Source organism: Kitasatospora sp. MBT66, from assembly GCF_000710405.2.
GTDB classification, from domain to species: Bacteria; Actinomycetota; Actinomycetes; order Streptomycetales; family Streptomycetaceae; genus Kitasatospora; species Kitasatospora purpeofusca.
The window spans coordinates 20,727-37,915 of sequence record NZ_JAIY01000001.1 but is presented as its reverse complement, the minus strand read 5'-3'; the positions used below and the strand labels follow the sequence as shown (position 1 = coordinate 37,915).

The 17,189-nt window shown below is 71.3% G+C and carries 14 protein-coding genes; all 14 read right to left on the bottom strand.

Going from position 1 to position 17,189, the window contains the following annotated elements; all coding sequences use genetic code 11:
• Window positions 1–15: 15 nt before the first annotated feature.
• On the bottom strand, window positions 16–1,125 hold the full coding sequence (locus BI06_RS00115) for a DUF4417 domain-containing protein (protein WP_043463427.1): 1,110 nt from the start codon (window positions 1,123–1,125) through the stop codon (window positions 16–18).
• A complete protein-coding gene (locus BI06_RS00110; RefSeq protein ID WP_063794880.1) occupies window positions 1,122–2,441 on the bottom strand; it encodes a hypothetical protein in 1,320 nt (439 codons plus the stop codon). Before BI06_RS00110 ends, BI06_RS00115 begins: the two co-directional genes overlap by 4 nt.
• Window positions 2,438–3,409 carry a replication-relaxation family protein gene (locus tag BI06_RS00105; RefSeq protein WP_233289958.1) on the bottom strand — a complete coding sequence of 324 codons (972 nt, stop codon included), beginning with the start codon at window positions 3,407–3,409 and terminating at the stop codon, window positions 2,438–2,440. Before BI06_RS00105 ends, BI06_RS00110 begins: the two co-directional genes overlap by 4 nt.
• The gene (locus BI06_RS00100) at window positions 3,406–5,838 is read right to left on the bottom strand and encodes an ATP/GTP-binding protein (protein WP_051740028.1); all 2,433 of its coding nucleotides are present in this window, start codon (window positions 5,836–5,838) and stop codon (window positions 3,406–3,408) included. Before BI06_RS00100 ends, BI06_RS00105 begins: the two co-directional genes overlap by 4 nt.
• 13 nt (window positions 5,839–5,851) lie before the next feature.
• Complete coding sequence (locus BI06_RS00095) at window positions 5,852–6,364, bottom strand: hypothetical protein (RefSeq protein WP_051740027.1); 513 nt, start codon at window positions 6,362–6,364, stop codon at window positions 5,852–5,854.
• A 143-nt stretch (window positions 6,365–6,507) separates the two neighbouring features.
• Window positions 6,508–7,509 carry a bifunctional lytic transglycosylase/C40 family peptidase gene (locus BI06_RS00090; RefSeq protein WP_043463424.1) on the bottom strand — a complete coding sequence of 334 codons (1,002 nt, stop codon included), beginning with the start codon at window positions 7,507–7,509 and terminating at the stop codon, window positions 6,508–6,510.
• Window positions 7,510–7,518: 9 nt separating this feature from the next.
• Window positions 7,519–8,172, bottom strand: coding sequence for a hypothetical protein (locus tag BI06_RS00085; protein WP_051740026.1), 654 nt, complete (start codon window positions 8,170–8,172; stop codon window positions 7,519–7,521).
• Between the two features lie 90 nt (window positions 8,173–8,262).
• Window positions 8,263–10,944 (bottom strand): hypothetical protein, encoded by a 2,682-nt coding sequence (locus BI06_RS00080; protein ID WP_233289957.1) that lies wholly within the window; start codon window positions 10,942–10,944, stop codon window positions 8,263–8,265.
• Window positions 10,941–13,526 (bottom strand): ATP-binding protein, encoded by a 2,586-nt coding sequence (locus tag BI06_RS00075; protein ID WP_043463421.1) that lies wholly within the window; start codon window positions 13,524–13,526, stop codon window positions 10,941–10,943. The genes BI06_RS00080 and BI06_RS00075 overlap by 4 nt, the downstream gene beginning before the upstream one ends.
• Before the next feature lie 58 nt (window positions 13,527–13,584).
• A complete protein-coding gene (locus BI06_RS45715; RefSeq protein WP_082558146.1) occupies window positions 13,585–14,268 on the bottom strand; it encodes a hypothetical protein in 684 nt (227 codons plus the stop codon).
• Window positions 14,265–14,591 (bottom strand): hypothetical protein, encoded by a 327-nt coding sequence (locus BI06_RS00065; protein ID WP_043463418.1) that lies wholly within the window; start codon window positions 14,589–14,591, stop codon window positions 14,265–14,267. Before BI06_RS00065 ends, BI06_RS45715 begins: the two co-directional genes overlap by 4 nt.
• A 27-nt stretch (window positions 14,592–14,618) precedes the next feature.
• Window positions 14,619–15,710, bottom strand: coding sequence for a conjugal transfer protein (locus BI06_RS00060; protein WP_051740025.1), 1,092 nt, complete (start codon window positions 15,708–15,710; stop codon window positions 14,619–14,621).
• Window positions 15,707–15,982, bottom strand: coding sequence for a hypothetical protein (locus tag BI06_RS50110; protein ID WP_043463415.1), 276 nt, complete (start codon window positions 15,980–15,982; stop codon window positions 15,707–15,709). The genes BI06_RS00060 and BI06_RS50110 overlap by 4 nt, the downstream gene beginning before the upstream one ends.
• A gap of 56 nt (window positions 15,983–16,038) precedes the next feature.
• Window positions 16,039–16,947 (bottom strand): hypothetical protein, encoded by a 909-nt coding sequence (locus BI06_RS00050; RefSeq protein ID WP_051740024.1) that lies wholly within the window; start codon window positions 16,945–16,947, stop codon window positions 16,039–16,041.
• Between the last annotated feature and the right edge of the window lie 242 nt (window positions 16,948–17,189).

Below are 17,189 nucleotides of genomic sequence, written 5' to 3'. Positions count from 1 at the left end.
CCGGTCTGCACCGGCTCAGCGAGATGGGAGCAACGAGGCCATGTACCGGACGGTGGCGGCGAAGGCGTCTGCGGGACGGGCCTTGATGTCCTCGCGCCCGTCGGAGGTCATGATCGCCCCGTGCAGTGCGTACTGGTGGGGATTTTGGCTGACCAAGGTCAGGCGCGTGCCGAACAGACTGACGACCTGGGCGATCCGGTCGGCCCTGGAAAGGCCCGTGAGGATGACGGGCATGTCCTCGGGGAGGTTCTCCGCCAGCCAGAACAGGCCCGGCAGGGCCCAGCTGTCCCAGTTGACGTTCTCGCGGACGGTCTGGAGGTTGACCGCCACCGCGGGCGGAGGTGCGTCGGCGATCCAGGCGGTGTAGCGCTGGAGGTCTTCGAGCCGGTACCAGTACAAGTTCGGGACGGCGACGACCCCGGCCTCCGCGAACTCGGCGGCCAGGAGCAGGGCACGCCGCATGTTCAGCATGTGCTCGACTCGCGGCCAGTTCCCGTAGATGGAGTAGTTGCAGGCCAGCACGACGTCCCAGCCCTGCGAGGCGATCTCCTCGACCAGGCGGTCGCGCTGGCGCAGGGTCCAGAACTTCTCAACCAAGGGATCCTCCCCGTAGCCGACGAGCACCGCCTTCTGCTCCTCGCGCAGCCTGAGGACCTCGCGCGCGCTCTTGCCGGCGAACCTCGGGTACACCGTGTGGGTGTCGGGGCTGAAGATGCGGCGCAGGCCGACGCCGTACGCGGGCCAGCGGAGGCTGGCGTCCAGGGTGGTGACGGCGCTGCCGTCGGTCATGGGGATGAAGGACGGCAGGGCCGGAAGCGTGCCGTCGATCTCGACGTCGTCGAAGGTGAGAGTACCGCCGACGTCCCGCATCCAGGCGCTGATGTCGGTGCGGGAACCACAGCGGATAGGGCAGCTGCTGCACGCGTTGGTGGGAGACCCGGCCTCCGAGGCGGCGCACCCGCAGTAGGAGCAGTCGGAGTTGGAACCGCTGCACAGCGGCTCCACGGTGGCCGGTCCGCCGCTGCGGCCGTCGGGGCCGGCCCAGAAAGCGCAGGTGCGGCAGTCGCAGCCGCGGCCGGGCAGTGGAACGCCGACCTTCGGGGTGGGGAGGGAGATGCGGGTCATGCGGCTTTCTCGCCTTCGAAGATGGTGGCAGAAGATGTGAGGAAGGGCTGGATCTCGCGGATCGCCAGGCGTAGGGAGCCTTCGTCGTAGCGGCCGAGGGCGCTGCCGGTACGCAGCTCGGCCAAGAGCTCCCGCAGGCCGTCGAGGGCCCGACGGACGGTGGGAGCGGCCACCTGCCGGGGATCGCCCGTAGCGCTGTCCGGCGTTCCTGCCTCCGGCGAACTGTCGGCCGGCTCGTCGAGGGCGTCGTCAGGCGCATCCTGCCGTGGGTCGTGACCCGCCGACCCAGTGGAGGAGACGACAGATGCGGACGTCTCGGGAACATCGGCGCCGGACGGATCGCCCGCTGGCAGGTCGGGGACCCGGGACAGCTTGGTCCGGCGGGAGGCGTTGGCGGCGTCTTGGCGCTCCTGGGCGACCTCGAGGATCTCCTCGGTGTCCAGTTGCCGGGCCTCAAGACCGACCTTGATCGCGGTCGGCAGCAGGTCGAGCCGCTTGGTGCCCTTGAGGGCGGCCCAGATGCCGGCGGCGGCGTCCTCGCGTCCGCGGAGCAGCTCCGCGAAGCGGATCCGGGTGTGGAGGCGGACGGCCTGCTCGTCCATCTCGAGCGTGAGCTCCCGAGGGAGCTCACGGAATGCTCTGACCAACTCGGTGGCCTTACGTTCGCTCAGCTGCAGGCCGAGGCGGGTCAGGACGTCAGGCCACGGCGCCGCGCACGACGGGTCGTTGCCGCGGATCCTCTCCAGGGCGTTGAACCGGTCGACGCTGTCGGTGATGCCGTACACCTCGGCCGGGACCGGCTTGCCGGCGCGCAGCAGCCGGCCCACCAGGACCGCGCACCGGTGGTACATCAGCGCAGCTGCCTGCTCGCCCGGCTTCAGGTTCTCCCGGGCGAAGTTCTCTGTGAAGCGCCACATGTGCCGTTCTTCCTCGCTCAGCGGCCCGGGGCAGATGATCGCCGCCAGCGAGGCGAAGTGTGGGTTGTCGGGGCGGTTGACGGCGCCCCAGCGCATCGCCCGGTAGCGGCGCTCACCGGTGACGAGGCGGATGCTGGGCGCTCCGCCCGGGGTGGTGATCTCCTCTGCCATCACTGGTCCGAGCTGACCCATGACCGAGATCGTGGAGATCAGGTCAGCCAGCTCTGCCGGGGGCGTGGCCTCGCCCGGTGCCCGGCCCTGAGGCTCGGTGAACGCTGCGCCGGGGCCGCGCAGGGGCAGAAGTTCGAACCGGCGCTGGCGGAGCTTGGGGTGGTGCTGGAGGATCTCCGCGAGGTGGATCATGCTGTCGGCGCTCGGCGCGGTCGGCGGTGTGCTCATTCGTCGACTCCGTGGTCGTCCTCGTCGGCCGGGGGCCGCAGGTACAGGTCGGTCGGGCCGAAGTCACGCAGCAGTGGGGTGAAGATCGGCTCGAGCGGTCCGCGCTTCTGGAGATGGGCCAGGGTGGTCACGCCGATGGCGAGGGTCTCGCGGTGACGCATCAGACGCGGGTTGGAGCCGGCGAGAAGGGCCAGGTCCCTGGCCCGGCCGGCGAGCGCCCGGGGGCTGGCGCCGGTGAGCACGACCAGAATCTGAGGGAAGGTCGGGTACTGGTAGCGCCAGGCCGGCCGTGCGCCGGGCTGCGCCCGGGGACGGTCGGGCTCCTGCGGAATGTAGTCGTACATCCGCCCGTAGGCGGCGAGCTTGGCGGCGAGCCGGGTCACGGTCATCGTCGCGCGGTCGAGCTCGATGAACGCCTGCAGGGGCGTGCGGCGGCCGTTCGGATGGATGTGGACGTAGTTCACCACCGCGTCGGAGATGACGTGGTCGTCCTCGAAGCGGCGCTGGCCGTCCCGGATCCTGCCGGCTACCTCCGGGGTCCAGTCGAGGGGCCCGCACTCGTGAGCGAGCCGGCGGGCATGCTCGACGAAGGCCAGGCCGACGTCGTTGACCGCCAGGGTGTGGGCCTGGCGGGTACCCATCGCGCCGCCTTCGGTCACCCGGTAGGGGCGGTGCATCAGCTCGTGGTCGAGCTCCACCTGGTCAGCCCCGACGTCCGTAAGGAACCACAGGTAGGGCATGCGGGTCAGTTCGGGCCCCTGGACGCGGACCCGGTCGGCCACGCCGAGCTCCCGCAGCCGGTTCAGCTGCTTCAGCAGGTAGACCGGGCGGGCTGTGTTGGGGGTGAGCAGCCGGTGCAGCTGGGGGGTCGACATCATGCGGTGCTGGTAGAGCACCCGCATGGCGTCCTGGGCGACGGCGGGCAGACTCATCGGAGGGGCCGCCTGCAGTTCGGTGGTGATCGTCACGGGGCCTCATCCCTCACATCCATGCCCTCCCACAGATCGAACTTCTCCGGGGCCGGCTGCCCGACGGCGGTACCGGCGCCCCCGTGGACGCGCGGCTTCTCCGCGTGGGTGGCCTCCGGGGCAGCCGGGGCTTCGGGATCGGTCTTCGGCTTCGCCTTCCGGGCCTTGTTCTCCGGTGTGGAGAGCAGGAGCTCCTTGAGCTTGCCGTTGAGCTGCTCAAGGTCCGAGAGGATCTCGTGGACCGGCCGGCGGCGGAGGTTGTCGTTGACGGCCTCGTCGAGGGCGGGCAGGCCTGCGGGGTTGCAGTAGTCCTTGTAGAGCTCCTCGACATTGGCTCCGCGGACATGGAAGGGGGCGGTGGCCTGCCCGTCCAGGGCGACCGACATGTAGTACTGGTAGCGGGGCAGCCGCAGAATGGCGTCCGCAGTCAGCGCGCTACCCCACTGCCGGACGGTCATCGCCGCCTCGTCGATCCCCGAGGCTGCGGTGGAGAGGATCGAGAGGTTCTGCAGCAGTCCCTGGCGGGTCGTCGTGGTCAACCGCTGTGCCATCTGGGTCATCGCGAGCATCTTCACGCGGTACTTCCGGAGTTGCTCGGTGATCGCAGCCAGGGTGCCCTTGGAGGCCCCGTCGACAGCGGTGAGCTCGTCGATGAAGGCGAAGAAGTCCAGGCGCTCGTTCGCCGGGATCGCCTTGCGGGACAGGCCGGCGCGGAAGAGGTCGAACAGCAGCAGGCAGCTGATGATCTTGTCGGTGTCGCCGGTGCCGCTGGGGCAGACGAAGACCACCTTGCCGTTGTCCATGGCGTGGCGGATGTCGTAGGTGCTGCGGCTCGAACCGAGGAACGCCTTGACTGCGGTGGAGGAGTCGAGCCGCTCGATGATGTTCGTGACGACCGGCATCGCGTCCGGCGGGTACTTCGGAAAGACCTTGAGCCAGAACTCCTGCACGGTGGTCGGAAGGTGCGGGAGGGCCGCGTCGCGGAAGTCCTCGTCGGTCAAGATGGTGCGGATCTGGAAAAGTGTCGGAGCCAACTCGGGGTGCTTGAGCTCGTGGGTGACGTAGTAGGAGATGTGCGCGAGCGACTCGACCGCCCGGGTCAAGATGGTCTTGGCCCGGCTGGCAGTGTCGCCCCAGCTCAGTGCGGAGCCGATGCCGGTGACGATCGCGCCGACGATGTCGGAGATCTCGTCGCGGCTGCGGCGCTCCATCGACAGCGGGTTCCAGGAGCCGACCATCGAGGACAGGCTCGGTGAGGTCAGGTCGATCTCCCACAGTCGGTCCGCGATCGAAGCGTGCGCGAGGTAGGGCCGGGCCCGCTGCCAGCCATCCCCATGCGGATCCAAGAACAAGATCCCATGGCCTTGGTGGGCCAGGCTGATCGCCTGCACCAGGGCCATCTCGGTCTTGCCGTAACCGCTCTTGCCGAGGAACAGGCCGAAGAGGAGGAACTCGAGCGGCAGGCCGACCAGGCGCCAGCCACCGCCCGGCTTGGCGACGTAGCCGAGCGGGAAGACGCCGTCCTGGCCGGTGAAGTCGGGCAGCTCGGGGGGTGCGGGCGGTGCCGCGCCGCCGGCGCGGGCGATGTTCGGAGCGCTGTTGTGCCGCGTCGGGGGCTTGACCAGGCCCGCGATCTCGGTGCTCGTGACGAGGTTGTACCGCCCCCGCGGCTCGAACAGGCCGGTCCCGAAGCGTCGGTCGAAGGAGGCCCGGTACAGCAGGCCGTCGGCGGACAGCCTTGTGATTCCGAGATTGGCACCGACGGGCCGAAAGTGGTTGTGACCGGCCCAGATCTCCAGGGCGGCACGGATCTGCTCCAGCATCAGCCGCGGCCGGGTGGCGTCGGCGGACTGGGCGCGTATCAGCAGCTGCAGGGCGAAGACCACGTCGGGGTTGGCAGGCGCGAACTTGCCCATGGAGGTCTTCTGGTCGCCGGCTTGAGCTGCGGTTCGGAAGCGGGGTGCCGACGGGCCGCGCCCGCCCGCGGCCTGGCCCCGCATCTCGGCCGCTGCCTCGGCGAAGACCGTAGACAGGTCGAGCCCCAGCCCTGCGGCGCCCTGCTCGTGGGGCATGCCGGCCACCATGGGGCCCGCGCCGAGCGGGCGGCGGTGGGCGGTCTTGAGGAGACGCTGGCGCTTGCGGTTGACGGAGCGGGGCGACAGCGGGACTAGGTCGAGGCTGACTTCTGCCTGCTCACCCAGGTCCGGCCGGATCCCGCCGAAGGCACCAGCGAGCGCGGTCAGAGGGTCCGGCTGCAAGGGGACATCGCGCAGCGCCAGGTAGTCCGGGAGGGCGAGGGTGAGCTCTTCGCGGGCGATGTACAGCTGGGGCTCCGCAGCGGGCTCGTGGTCCTCCGCGGCAGCGTGCTGCGAGTCGTCGTCGGACGGCGTCTTCGACAACGAGGTCGGGGCCTGGGTCGGCGAGGTCATCTCGGACTCCGTGTCAGTTGGACGGCGCGAGCGGCGTCTTGGGGAAGCGGATCTGGGCAGGAGCGTCGGGGGCTGAGTCCCCTGGGGCAGAGCGTTCGACGGATCGGACCTCGCAGCCCGCGTAGACCTGGTGCCGCAGCACAGCGGCGGAGGTCGCCGGTCCCTCGATGCGCATGGTCAGTCCGCCCTCCGAGGTGAGCAGCACGCGCATGGCCAAGCCCCGGCGCGGCGTCAGCCGCCACCGGCTGGCTGCGCGCTGGGCATGCGACAGGTGCTGCGCGAAGCGCAGGATCTCTTCCGGCTTGGGGTCGAAGGACGTCGTCGGCAACAGGTCGTAGCTCACGCGAGAGCGCAGGGCCCGGCGGACCAGAAGGGCCCGGACGCCGGTCAGGGCCCCGCCACCGATCACCACTGCCGGCAGCCACAGCCAGATGGTTGCCAGGAGGTAGGCCGGGGTCTGCGCGATCAGGTCGGGCAGGGCGCCGACGAGGTCGATCGCCGAGTCGATGATCGTAGAGGTACTCATGGACGCTCCTTCGTGTGCGGGGTCGGCGGGGAAGCAAGGGACCTGTTCCAGGTCGCATGCATAGAGGCCGGATTCGGGCGCCGCGTGTGACATCAGCGGCCGAGAGGTTTCTCGGCCAGCCGAATGGATGACGTCTTTGCAGGTCAGGCGATATGCCGCATGGCCAGGACCTCATCGCGCCAGTCGTCGAGGGTGCGGATCCGCACGTTCAGGCCCGTCCTCGGCGCCTCGATCACCTGGCCCTCCCCGATGTACATGCCGACGTGCTCGGGGCGCGTGGCGGTGCCGCGGGAGAACAGCAGGTCTCCGGGGCGCAGGTCGGCGATCGAGAGGACCGCCGTGCCGGAGTTGATCTGGTCGTACGTGGTCCGGGGGAGGTTCACCCCGGCCGATCCCCAGGCCATTTTCACCAAGCTCGAGCAGTCGCAGCCGTTCTGGCCCGCGTACGGGGAGACGCAGTCTCCGCCCCACACGTACGGCGTGTCGAGGGCGGTGCGCGCGGCGGCGATGGCACGGCCGGCGCCCTCGGAGCCCTGCGGAAGCGGGATCGCCCCATCGCCGCTGGCCGCCCACTGCGCCGCACGCTCGCGGATCAGCCGCACGTAGTCCCGGGTCTCCTGGTACGGCGGGATCCCGTTGTACTTCTTCACCGCTCCGGGGCCGGCGTTGTAGCCGGCCAGCATGTTCTCGGTGCTGTCGCCGGCGACGCCCTTGAGCTCCTCCGCCAGCGCGCAGTCGTAGGCGGCGGCCGCCGGCACGGCGTCCGCCGGATCGAACGGATCCTTGCGGCCGTCACCGTTGCCGTCGACGCCGTAACTGCTCCAGGTCCCGTCCATGAACTGGGCGATGCCGCGGGCATGCGCCGGCGATTCGGCCTTCGGATCGAAACCCGACTCCTGGAAGAGCTGCGCGGCCAGCAGCGAGGGCGTTAGCTGGGGGCACTTGCCGACGAGCGCGGTGGCGATGAGGGAGCGCAGCCACTCCGGCACGGGGGCGGTGGTCGTGATGCCTCCTCCGGGGCCGGTCTCGCGCCCGGGCTGGGCCGAGGCCTTGCCGATGGTGCCCGCCACGGCCAGCATCAGCGCGACGAGGAAGACGCCGCCGGTGAAGAGCGCCGTGCCGGCCGTCTTCAGGAACTTGTTCATCTCGGGCTCTCAGGCGTTCGGCAGCGCCGTGACGCGCCAGGTGTCGTCGGTTCCGGCGCGGACCTCGAGCGCCGCTTGCTCGAGGGCCACGGTTGTAGGGGTGCCTGGCGTGGTGACGGTCACCCGGTAGGTGACTCGCACGACCGCGACCGCGTCGGTGGGCTCGGGAGCCCCGTCGGGGAGCGCGACCTCGATGACCTCGGCGACGACCTGGGCCTGCTGGCTTCTCAGCTCCTCCCATCGGCGGGCTGCTGCGGGCCGGGGGGAGGAGAGGTCGGCCCCGAGGTCCGGGGAGGCGACGGCGGAGGCGCGGCGACCGGCGTCCTCGAAGGAGGTGTCATGGCCGGGCCGGGCGTCGTGGGAAGCCCAGGCCGTCACGAACCGGCGGGCGACCTGCTCGACGGCGGCGGGTATGACGACGTGCTGCCCCGGCTCACCCGTCGCACCGCTGGAGGCGGCGGTACCCGGGAGGGGAAGTCCGGAAGAGGTGTGCACCGCCGACGGCTGGGGACTGGCCGCTTCAGTTCCCGTCGCGGCGGCCGGCTGCTGGGGGGCACGGTCGTGCGACGGCACTACCGCGAGCAGCAGCACACCGGTGACGGCGAGCACGACGGCGGTGGCGAACAGGGCGGCGGTGGCCATCTTCTGGGAACGGGGCGACATGCGGGACTCCCTGGCGGGGTGGGTTTGTGTTCGGGTGGGACCGTGACGGCGGCCGGGTGGTGAGGGCGCCCTGGCGCCCTCACCACCCGGTCAGCTCTCGTCGCCGGACCGGGTGGCGGGACCGGCCGGCCTGGTGGCCCGGCGCAGTCGCCTGGCGGGCGCGCTCGGCGGGGCGGTGCTGGCCTCAGGTGCGACGGACGGCTCGGCTGGATCCGGACCGGCTGCAGCCGGCTGAGCGTCACCCGCCGGCTCCACCTGCGGCGCCTCGGCGTCGGTCTCCTGCTCGGGTGCTGGCGGTTGCTCTGGGTCCTGAGGTTCTGCCTTGGGAGAGGGGGCGACGGGGCCAGCCGTCGAGGTCGAGGTTGGCGCAGGCCGCAGGCCGCTGCCCGGACGGGGAGCGGGCCCGGGCACCCGAGGCGCGGTGGCCACCGACTTGGCCCGCGGCGCCCCGGTGGCCGTCTGCTGGGGGGCGAGCGGCTGGGCGAGGCCGAGCTGCACATAGGCGCCCTGGCGACCGACGAACCGGGCCGCGGTACCGACGTTGTCGCGGTACTCCTGCATGAACGCGGACGCCTCGTCCACCTTCTTGCCGACCTTGGCGCTGGCACGATCCTTCGCTGCCAGCAGGTCGCTGCGCACCTGGGCGGCGCGGACTCCGGCTGCCTGGGCCCCGCGCTTGGTGGCCTTCACGCCTCGCGGGACGCTCACCGGTGCGCCCGCCGTGGCGTACACCGCGAACTTGCCGGCCTTGGCTCCGTAGCGGGCGGCCATCGCCGCTGCCTTGCCGGTGGCCATGGTGGCGCGCCCGCCTCGCGTCTGGGCGAGCTTGTTGGCCGCCGCGGTGGCGATCCGCTTGCGCAGGTGCTGTTTGGCCGCGTTCTGGGCGGCCATCTTGGCCGCCGTCGCGGTGCCGCCGGTGCCGGCCGCGACCGCGACGTTCGTGGCGAGGCGGGCGGCGGCCCGCAGCTTCCCGCCCTTGGCGCGGCCCTGTTGCGGTCCGACCCACAGATCGCGGGCCCGGCGTCCGGCCTTGCCGATGGGCTGGGTGACCTTCCGAGCCTCGGCCTTGCTGTCCCCCCAGATCTGCTTGAGGCCCGGCGCCGTCTCCGCGTACCGGCCGGGCGAGGAGAACACCGAGTTCCGTGAGCCGCCCACCCTGGCGTTGGCCAGGCGGCGGTTCAAGTTCACGGCGATCTGGCGAGAGGTCTCCTTGATCTTCTTTTGGCCTGCCAGCGCGGCGATCGCGGTCAGGTCGATCGCGACGAATTTCGTCGCGAGGACCTTTCCGGTGTCCGCGTCGATCAGCGCGAGGATCATCAGGATGAAGATCGCCAGGAAGAGGATGGCCAGGACGACACTCAGGACCGACTTGATGACCGCCGAGACCCACCGCCACAACGTGGCGCGGCCGCCGCCGGGCAGGATGCCGGCTGCCAAGGCCCAGTGGCCCTGGATCGCCTGGAACGCCAGCCACCCCTGGGCGACCAGGAAGCCGCCGGTGATGAGGACCAGGAGCACGACGACGATCACGGCGGCGATCGCCACGAACAGGGCGCTGAACGCCATGTCCGCCGAGGCCTTCTTCGCTTCCGGCTCGACTCCGCTCTGCTCACAGGTCTTGAGGAAGTTGGCGCCGGCGTCCTGGAGCTGCTGCAGGTACGTCGGTCCGCCTGCGGGGTTGGCCCGGTTGCCTTCCCAGGCGTTTAGGCCCATCTGGCCCCAGTTGTACTCGACGACTTTGTACTTGCCGTACGCCTTGGCGCATGCACCGTCGAAGGTGCGGCCGTACTGCATCAGCTGCGTCGGCTTGACGATGAGCGCATCGACGAGGGCGTCCTTGATCGGCTTGCTGACCTGCTCGGGGTTCGCGTCGACCTTGCTCGGGTCCTTACTGAGCACCAGGGAGGAGACCTGGAGGCTGAAGTTCTTTGTTGTGCCAAGGAGGCCGTCCTCGGACAGCAGCATGGTGGAGCCCGCCGGGGTGGCCAGGTTCTTGTCCGTGCCCAGCAGCACCTGGGCCGGCGAGACGAGCACGGTGGTGGCCACCGCGGCGATGACGAGGGACAGGCCCGCCTCGGCGAAGCCGCGGCTGCGGTTGCGGAACATGATCTGCCAGCCCGCGAAGACGGCCGCGATCATCAGGAAGAGCGACGGCAGCCCGAGGCGGTTGATGACCTGGTCGCGGATCGTGGTGGCGATGCCGTCGACCGGCTTGACGAGGATGCCGGCGAGGCCGAATCCCAGGGCCCACTGGAGGAGCCAGCAGGCGAAGCCGACGGCCCAGCGCGCGACCGAGAAGAAGAGGACGGCCAGCACGTTCCAGATCTTGAGGTCGAAGTCGTCCCACTCTCCGGTGTCGCTGCTGACGGAGTACGCGGAGATCGGCACACCCTCGCGGTCGGTCACGTTGAACGGCTGAAGCAGCCCGTCGCCGGCGTCGGTCGGCGGGATGCTCAAGTCCTTGACGGGCTTGCCCTGCGGGTCCGGGGGCGCCGGCGACGGGCCCGGCTTGGGGGTCCAGGACGGTCCGGTGGCCGGCGTCGTCGGCGTCGGACTCGGTGCCGGCGGATTCGGCCCGGGCTGCGGGGTGGCGCTGGAGCCCGGCGGCTTCGGCGCGGGGCCCGGAGACGGGGTCGGGACCTGCGGGTCGGCCCAGGCCATCGCGGCCACGAAGGCGAGGAAGATCGCGATCGGCACCGCGACCAGCCACAGCCGGCGCCGGCTCGGCCACCGCAGCCGGCCCCCGCCGGTGGCGCTGGTCTGCCGGCTCACGAGGTCACCTCCGCGAGGAGTTCGGACAGGCTCGGCTCGTCCTGGCCCGGCGTGGTGTGGATCGCCTCGGCAGCGGCCTCGTCCGCCGGCGCCAACACCTTCATGGCGCCGACGCGCTTGCGCAGGTCGCGGTACAGGCACTCGCCGGCGCGCACGATCCGCTCCTCGTCGGAGAGGTTGAGCGGCGACAGGCCCTCGGTGATGAGCTTGACCATCTCCAGGTCGTCCGGGTCCAGGTCGAGGAACTCCAGGCAGCGCCGCGCGAGGCTCTTGGCGCGGTGGCGGAAGACGAAGATGTGGCTCAGCAGAGCGCGGATCTTGTCCCCGATCTCGTTCTTCGGCCCGATGTCGTAGGGATCGTGACTGCCCACGAAGGCGCCCGCATTGTGCTTGCGGCCGTCGGCGATGATCTCCAGCAGCAGACCGGTGCCCTCGGCCGACGCGGTCAGCCACCAGACCTCGTCCAGCATCACCGCGGTGAACTCGGCGGGGTTGGAGAACGCCACCTCCCGGCACAGCGCGGTGATGAGGTACATCAGCCGCCACCCGAAGCGCTTCTCCACCTCCAGCGACCTCAGCCGGTGCTCGGCCAGGTCCTCTCGGCTGGGCAGGCCGAGGCGGTCCACCGAGAAGACGATCGAGTCGGCGTCGCTGATCCGCACGATCGGCAGCGTCGGGTCGAACACGACCCGCCCCAGGTCCTTCTTGCTCAGGGCACGGAGCTTGCGCACCAGCTCGGACGCCGCGGCCCGGATGACGTCGTCGTTCGGCTCGTCGGCGTCCGCAGTGCGGGCCCGCACCGCGAGCGTGTCGATGAGCGCGCTCATGCTCGGCTCGGGCCCGGTGCGCGTCGCCTCGATCGCGTCGGCGAGGGTGATGCCCTCCACCGACATGCTCGCGATGTCGAGCAGCGGCGTCAGGAAGGACTCGGTGTAGCGGGCGGCCCGGGGGCCGCGGAAGATCCGCAGGGGGTCCAGGGACAGGCCGGCGTTCTCGTCGACCGTGACGATCTGCGTGGTCCCGGGGCAGGCCAGCGCGAATCTGGCCCATTCCTGCTGCGGCGTGCGGTCGATCACCAGGACACGGCCGCGGCTGCTCTTGCTACCGACCCGCCGACCCGTCGTCAGGACCGAGTGCATCGCGCACTTCATCGCGAAGGACTTGCCGCTGCCGAGCTCGCCGACGAACGCGGCGGACGCCGAGGCGTTCACCCGCGGGCCGTGCGAGAAGTCGGTCAGCACCGGGCGCACACCGCCTCCGGAGAGCTGGAGGGCGAACAGGCTGCCGGTGTCGTCGCCCAGGCCCTGGCCGCAGAACGGCATGGCCATCGCGAAGTCCCTGGCCAGCAAGTACTGGGTGTAGTCGAGCAGGGGGCGGGGCGTCTTGGTGCCGGGCAGCATCGCGTGGAAGAGCGCGACCTGGTCGCCGACAGGCCGGACGAGGGTGTACTCGTTGCCTCCGAAGTGGTGCTGCAGCAGCGTGATCCGCTCGTCCGCCTCCGCGGGGCTCTGGCCCCACACGCAGAGCGCGACCGAGGCCCGGATCTCCACCTCGGTGGAGGACGAGGTCAGCCGGTCCCGGTACTCGTCCAGCGACGCGGACGCCTTGTCGAGGCTGGCCGGCACGCCGGCGGTCTCGCCGTCGTACTCACCCCGCTGGTTGGCCAGCTCGCGAGCCTGGCGCCGTGACCGGGGCTCCGCCTTCGAGCCCGCTTCGACGTTCATCCTCACCGCCCAGTCGACGGGGAAGCTGAAGTCGTCCAGCGCAGCGAGGTACTCCGAGCCGGGGAAGATGAAGGACTCTGGCATCTCGGAGAGCACCGCGAAGGCTTGGTAACTGGCACCGTGCTCGGTGGTGGCCTTGACGTACCGGCGGCGGAACGGGTTGCTCACCGCTCCGCCCCGGTCGCTGCGCCCGCCCTCGTCGAGCACGACCTGGGTGTGGGCGGCGAGGGTGCGGCCGCGGCCGCGGACCCCGCGGCGGCTGCCTTCCTCCGGAAGGAACGGCTCGTCGATTCCGCGCCGGGCGCTGTGGCCGTAGATCCACAGGATCTCGGCCTCGGTGGCGGGACGGAGCTTGATGCCTGCGGGCCAGGACGCGGCGAGCCGACGGGCCTGCTCGAAGCGGCTCTTCTCCTCCTTGAGCGCCACCGGCGCCACCGGCAGGCCCAGGGAGGCCATCACCTCGACCTGGACGGAGGACAGGACCGCCCGGGTGGTCTGCTTCAGGTCCAGGTGCGGCAGCGGTATCGCGAGGAAGTCGGCCCGGCCGCTCAGCTCGAGGTCCTCCAGGTCCTGGAGGACGCGCAGGCTGATGTCGACGTACTCGGGCGAGTGATCGAGATCGACGCCGGCGGTCATCCGACGCACCACGGAGGCCGCGTCGACGGACGGGCACAAGGAGAGCAGGAGCGCCTCCCCGCGAAACGCTTTGAACAGGGACTCCAGCGCGTCGAGCCGGGCTCGCTTGGTCGCACGGCTGGCGTGCGTGTAGTTCTCCTCCGCGACCCGCCACACGGCCCACACGGTCGCGTTCGTGGTCCACAGGAGATTGCCGCTGAGGTGACGGACGGGCAGGCGCATGGCGGGTCCTAACAGGAAGAGGGGAGGGGCGGGCCTGGGGCGGCCCGCCCCGGGCGGCTCATGCCTCGTCGAGCGAGGCGAGCAGGTTCTGCAGGGTGCTGCGGCTTCCGGGGCTTCGGCGGCCGGCGCCTGCCGGCGGCCGCGGGTTCTCCGGGACCGCTGTGGGACGGGCCTTCGGGACGACCTGCCGCGGCCGGTTCGGAGCCGGCACTGCCGCGGGCCGGACGTGCTGCGCCGTTGGTGCGCTCCGAGTACTGGCCGGTGCCGTGGAGGCCGTGCCGTGCTGGTCGCTCGCGGGCCCGGGGGCGTCGCGCTCTCGGACGGTGCACCGGCCGGTGGCTGCCTGGATGCGTCCTCGGCGCTGGGGCCGCCCGGCGAGGCGGCCGGACCCGGGTGCGGAGAGGTAGATGAAGAGGCTGCGAATCGCCCGGGCCGGATCCCGTCCGTCGACGCGCGCGTACCGCATCACCCAGGCCAGGCCCCACGGCAGCACGATCATGATCACGATGTCGAAGAGTCCGAAGTGGGCCCAGAGCGCGCGGGTCATGATCAGGACCACGAAGCCGATGACCATCGTCACGAGCTGCGTGATGGTGTACGGGCCTCCCGGGATCCGGCCGGCTCCGGGCAATTTGCCGACCACCAGCGGGTGGCGGCGGGCGCGGGTGTAGGAGCGGCCGATCAGGATCTCTTCGTCGCGGGTGAGCGGCGCACCCGGGGCGAGAGCGTGAGCGGCGCTCACAGCCGGCCGATCTCACGAGCGCCCGGGCCCGGAAGCGCCTGGACGACCCGGACATGGGGAGCGCTCGCGGCGGGCTTCTCGTCGATCTCCGAGCCGACCTTGCCCTTGAGCGAGTCCATGTTGTTGATGCCCCAGAGGACCAGGGCGCCGAGCACGAAGGCGACGAGCGTGGCGACCCAGGACTTCGTCCGCCAGTAGGCGCTGATGACCGCGGCGATCACCAGGACGACGGCGACCGCGAGTATCAGCGTCTTGACCTGGGTGGTCTTGGTGGTTGCCCAGGTGAGGACGTCACCGGCAAGCATCACGTTTTCGGGCTTCATAGTGGGGTTCCTCTTTCTCGGAGTGGGTTAGCGGGCCGGCGCCGACGGCGCGGTGGCGCGCGTGCCGGTGCCGGGGTCGGTGGGCCGGGGAGCGGCGCTCGGGGCCGATCCGCTCTTGAGCGCGGGCGCCTCGGTGAGCGCCCACACCTCCCAGCGGCCGCCGCGTGAGCGCAGGTCGAGGGCGTAGGTGAGCGGGTACGTCTGGCCGGCGGTGTTGGTGGCGGCGATGTTGACCAGGAGCCGCCGCGCGGTGCCGTCGCTCGGCACGGACTGGATGCCGCCGTTGGCCGAGTTGTCGTAGGAGTCCGTGACCTTGACCGCGGTGTACGGCGCGGGGCTGACCGGGCGCAGGCGGGTGCCGGGAGAGCTGTAGCGGTCGAGGTCGCCGGTCCCGGTGAGGTAGGCGGTGAGGAACGAGCTGGCGGTGTCGACGACGGGGTCGGTGAGAGCGTTTCCGCGGGTCGTGCCGTACGCCAGGTCGCCGGCCGACAGGGTGTCGGGGGCTGCGACCTGCGCCGGGAGCGACGTGGCGGCGTAGCCGACGGTGCTGTCGGGCTTGGCCGCAGCGCCGCCGGCCCAGTACGGGCCGACAGCCTGGACGCCGACCCGGAAGTACTGGACCGCGGTGGTGTCCGGCCGTCCGGCCTGGTGGCTGACGACCTGGGCGGCGACGGTCACCGCCCAGTAGCCGGAGGACACCTCGTTGGTGGCCACCGCGACCGTGCGGTTCGCGCTGCGGGCCCCGGGGGTGTTGGTCAGGGACACGGGGGTGGGGTAGTAGGGGGCGAGGGTGGACTCGGTGCCTTGGCCGGCCTCCAGGTAGGCGGCCACGTAGAGCTCGGCGAAGCCGGCCGGCGCGACACCGGAAGCGGCCTTGACCACCGCGGGTGCCTTGCGGCTATCGGCCGGTTCCGCTGCCGTGGAGGCCATGGCCAGCAGCCCGAGGAGGGGGCCGGAGGCGACGAGCAGCCAGGCACCGGCGCGGGCCAGGCGCGTAAGCCCCGAGAGGCCGGCGGTGCTGGCCTTCCACCCGGTGACCTCGTGTTCGACGCCGTCGTGCTCCTCGGGCGGCGTGGCCGGAGCCGTGACCGGCTTCTTGCTGCGTCGTTCGCGCTTCACGCGCCACCTCGCAGGGTGCTGTCGAGGAGGGTGATCGCCGCCCGGACCTGGTCGCGCAGCTCCGGCGCCGGCCGGCGCCGGAGAGCGTCCATCGCCGCACGCGCCTCGCCCGCCTCGGTGTCGAGCCAGGCCCGCAACCATGCGTGCAACTCGGGGTCGAGGGGGTTGTCGATCAGCTGGTGCGCGAGCTGGATGACGTGCCGCCGAGCCTGGGCGACGCGTCGCTCATCCGAGTCCCGGCCGGGGTCGTGCGCGGTCGGTGCTGCTGTCATCGTGAGCGCTCCTGAAGGTGCGGGTCGGGTGCGGGTGATCGGTGAGGTGGCCAAGGTCAGGCCGCGACGTCGAAGTAGGAGTTCAGGTCCGCCCCGCGCAGGGAGCGCACGGCGCGGGAGGCGCCCTGGCGGATCCGGGCACCCTCGCTGCCCATGGCGCGGGTGGTCATCGCCGCCCGGTCGGCGGTGGTGCGGTAGTAGCCGGCGATCCGGCGGGCCTCGATCGTGGTGATCGCGTCCGCTTCGACCGCCCAGACCAGGAGGTCGATCAGTTCGGTGCGGGGGTCCGGGCCGGCGTCGGCGAGGTTCTCGTCCTCGGCCAGGAGCTGCAGGTGCGTGGCGCGGGCCAGGAGGTCGGCCAGCAGGGCGACCTGCTCGGGCTGGTCGGCCTCGGGGTCCACCGGGCGGAGGCTGAGGGCCTCGGCCATGCACTCCCGCTCGCGCTCCTCGCTCGAACTGACGCCGATGAGGCGCTCGGCGAGCTTGCGGGTGTCCAGCGCGAGGTTGATGAAGACCCTGGCCGGCCGGTCCTCCAAGGGGTAGGTCCGCACGTTCTCGAACAGAGCGCTCAGGACGAGGGAGGCGGTGTCCTCCCAGTCGAAGCCCACCCGCACCAGCCCGGCGGTGATCAGGACGGCCTTCGGCAGCATGATCCGCACTCCGACGCACCAGGCCAGCTGGCCCTCGGCGCCGCCGAGGCGGGTGCGCTCGAGCAGCACGCGGAAGAGCGCGTCGTAGGCCGGCCAGTCATTGGACCGCCGCAGGTTGTCGAGGCGGTCGACGACCTCCTGCGGTGAGCGCAGGCCCGCCAGCTCCGAGAACCGCTCGGCCCACTCGGCGATCTGCCGGCGTGCCTGGGAGTCGTCGTTCAGCACGGCCCAGTCCCGGTTGAACCGGGCGAAGGAGCCAAGGTCGGGGTCGCAGTCGCGGGTACCGGCATGGGAGAAGTCGATGGAGGTGGCCACGTCCGTGCCCGTCCCTTCGCGTCGTCGGCTGGTGATGACGCTGAGACTGGCTGGACCCCCCTTGTCCGCAGTCTTGACCTGCGAAAGCGCGCTCCGGGGACAAGGGGCCACCGCCTGGTGGGCGGCGAGCACTCGCGCTGCCGCGCAGGTGGGACAACCTCGGGGCAACCTCCGTGATCGCTCCCCGGTGGTGGGGGGTGATCGCTCATGAGCGATCACCCCCCACCACCGGGGGGTGAAAT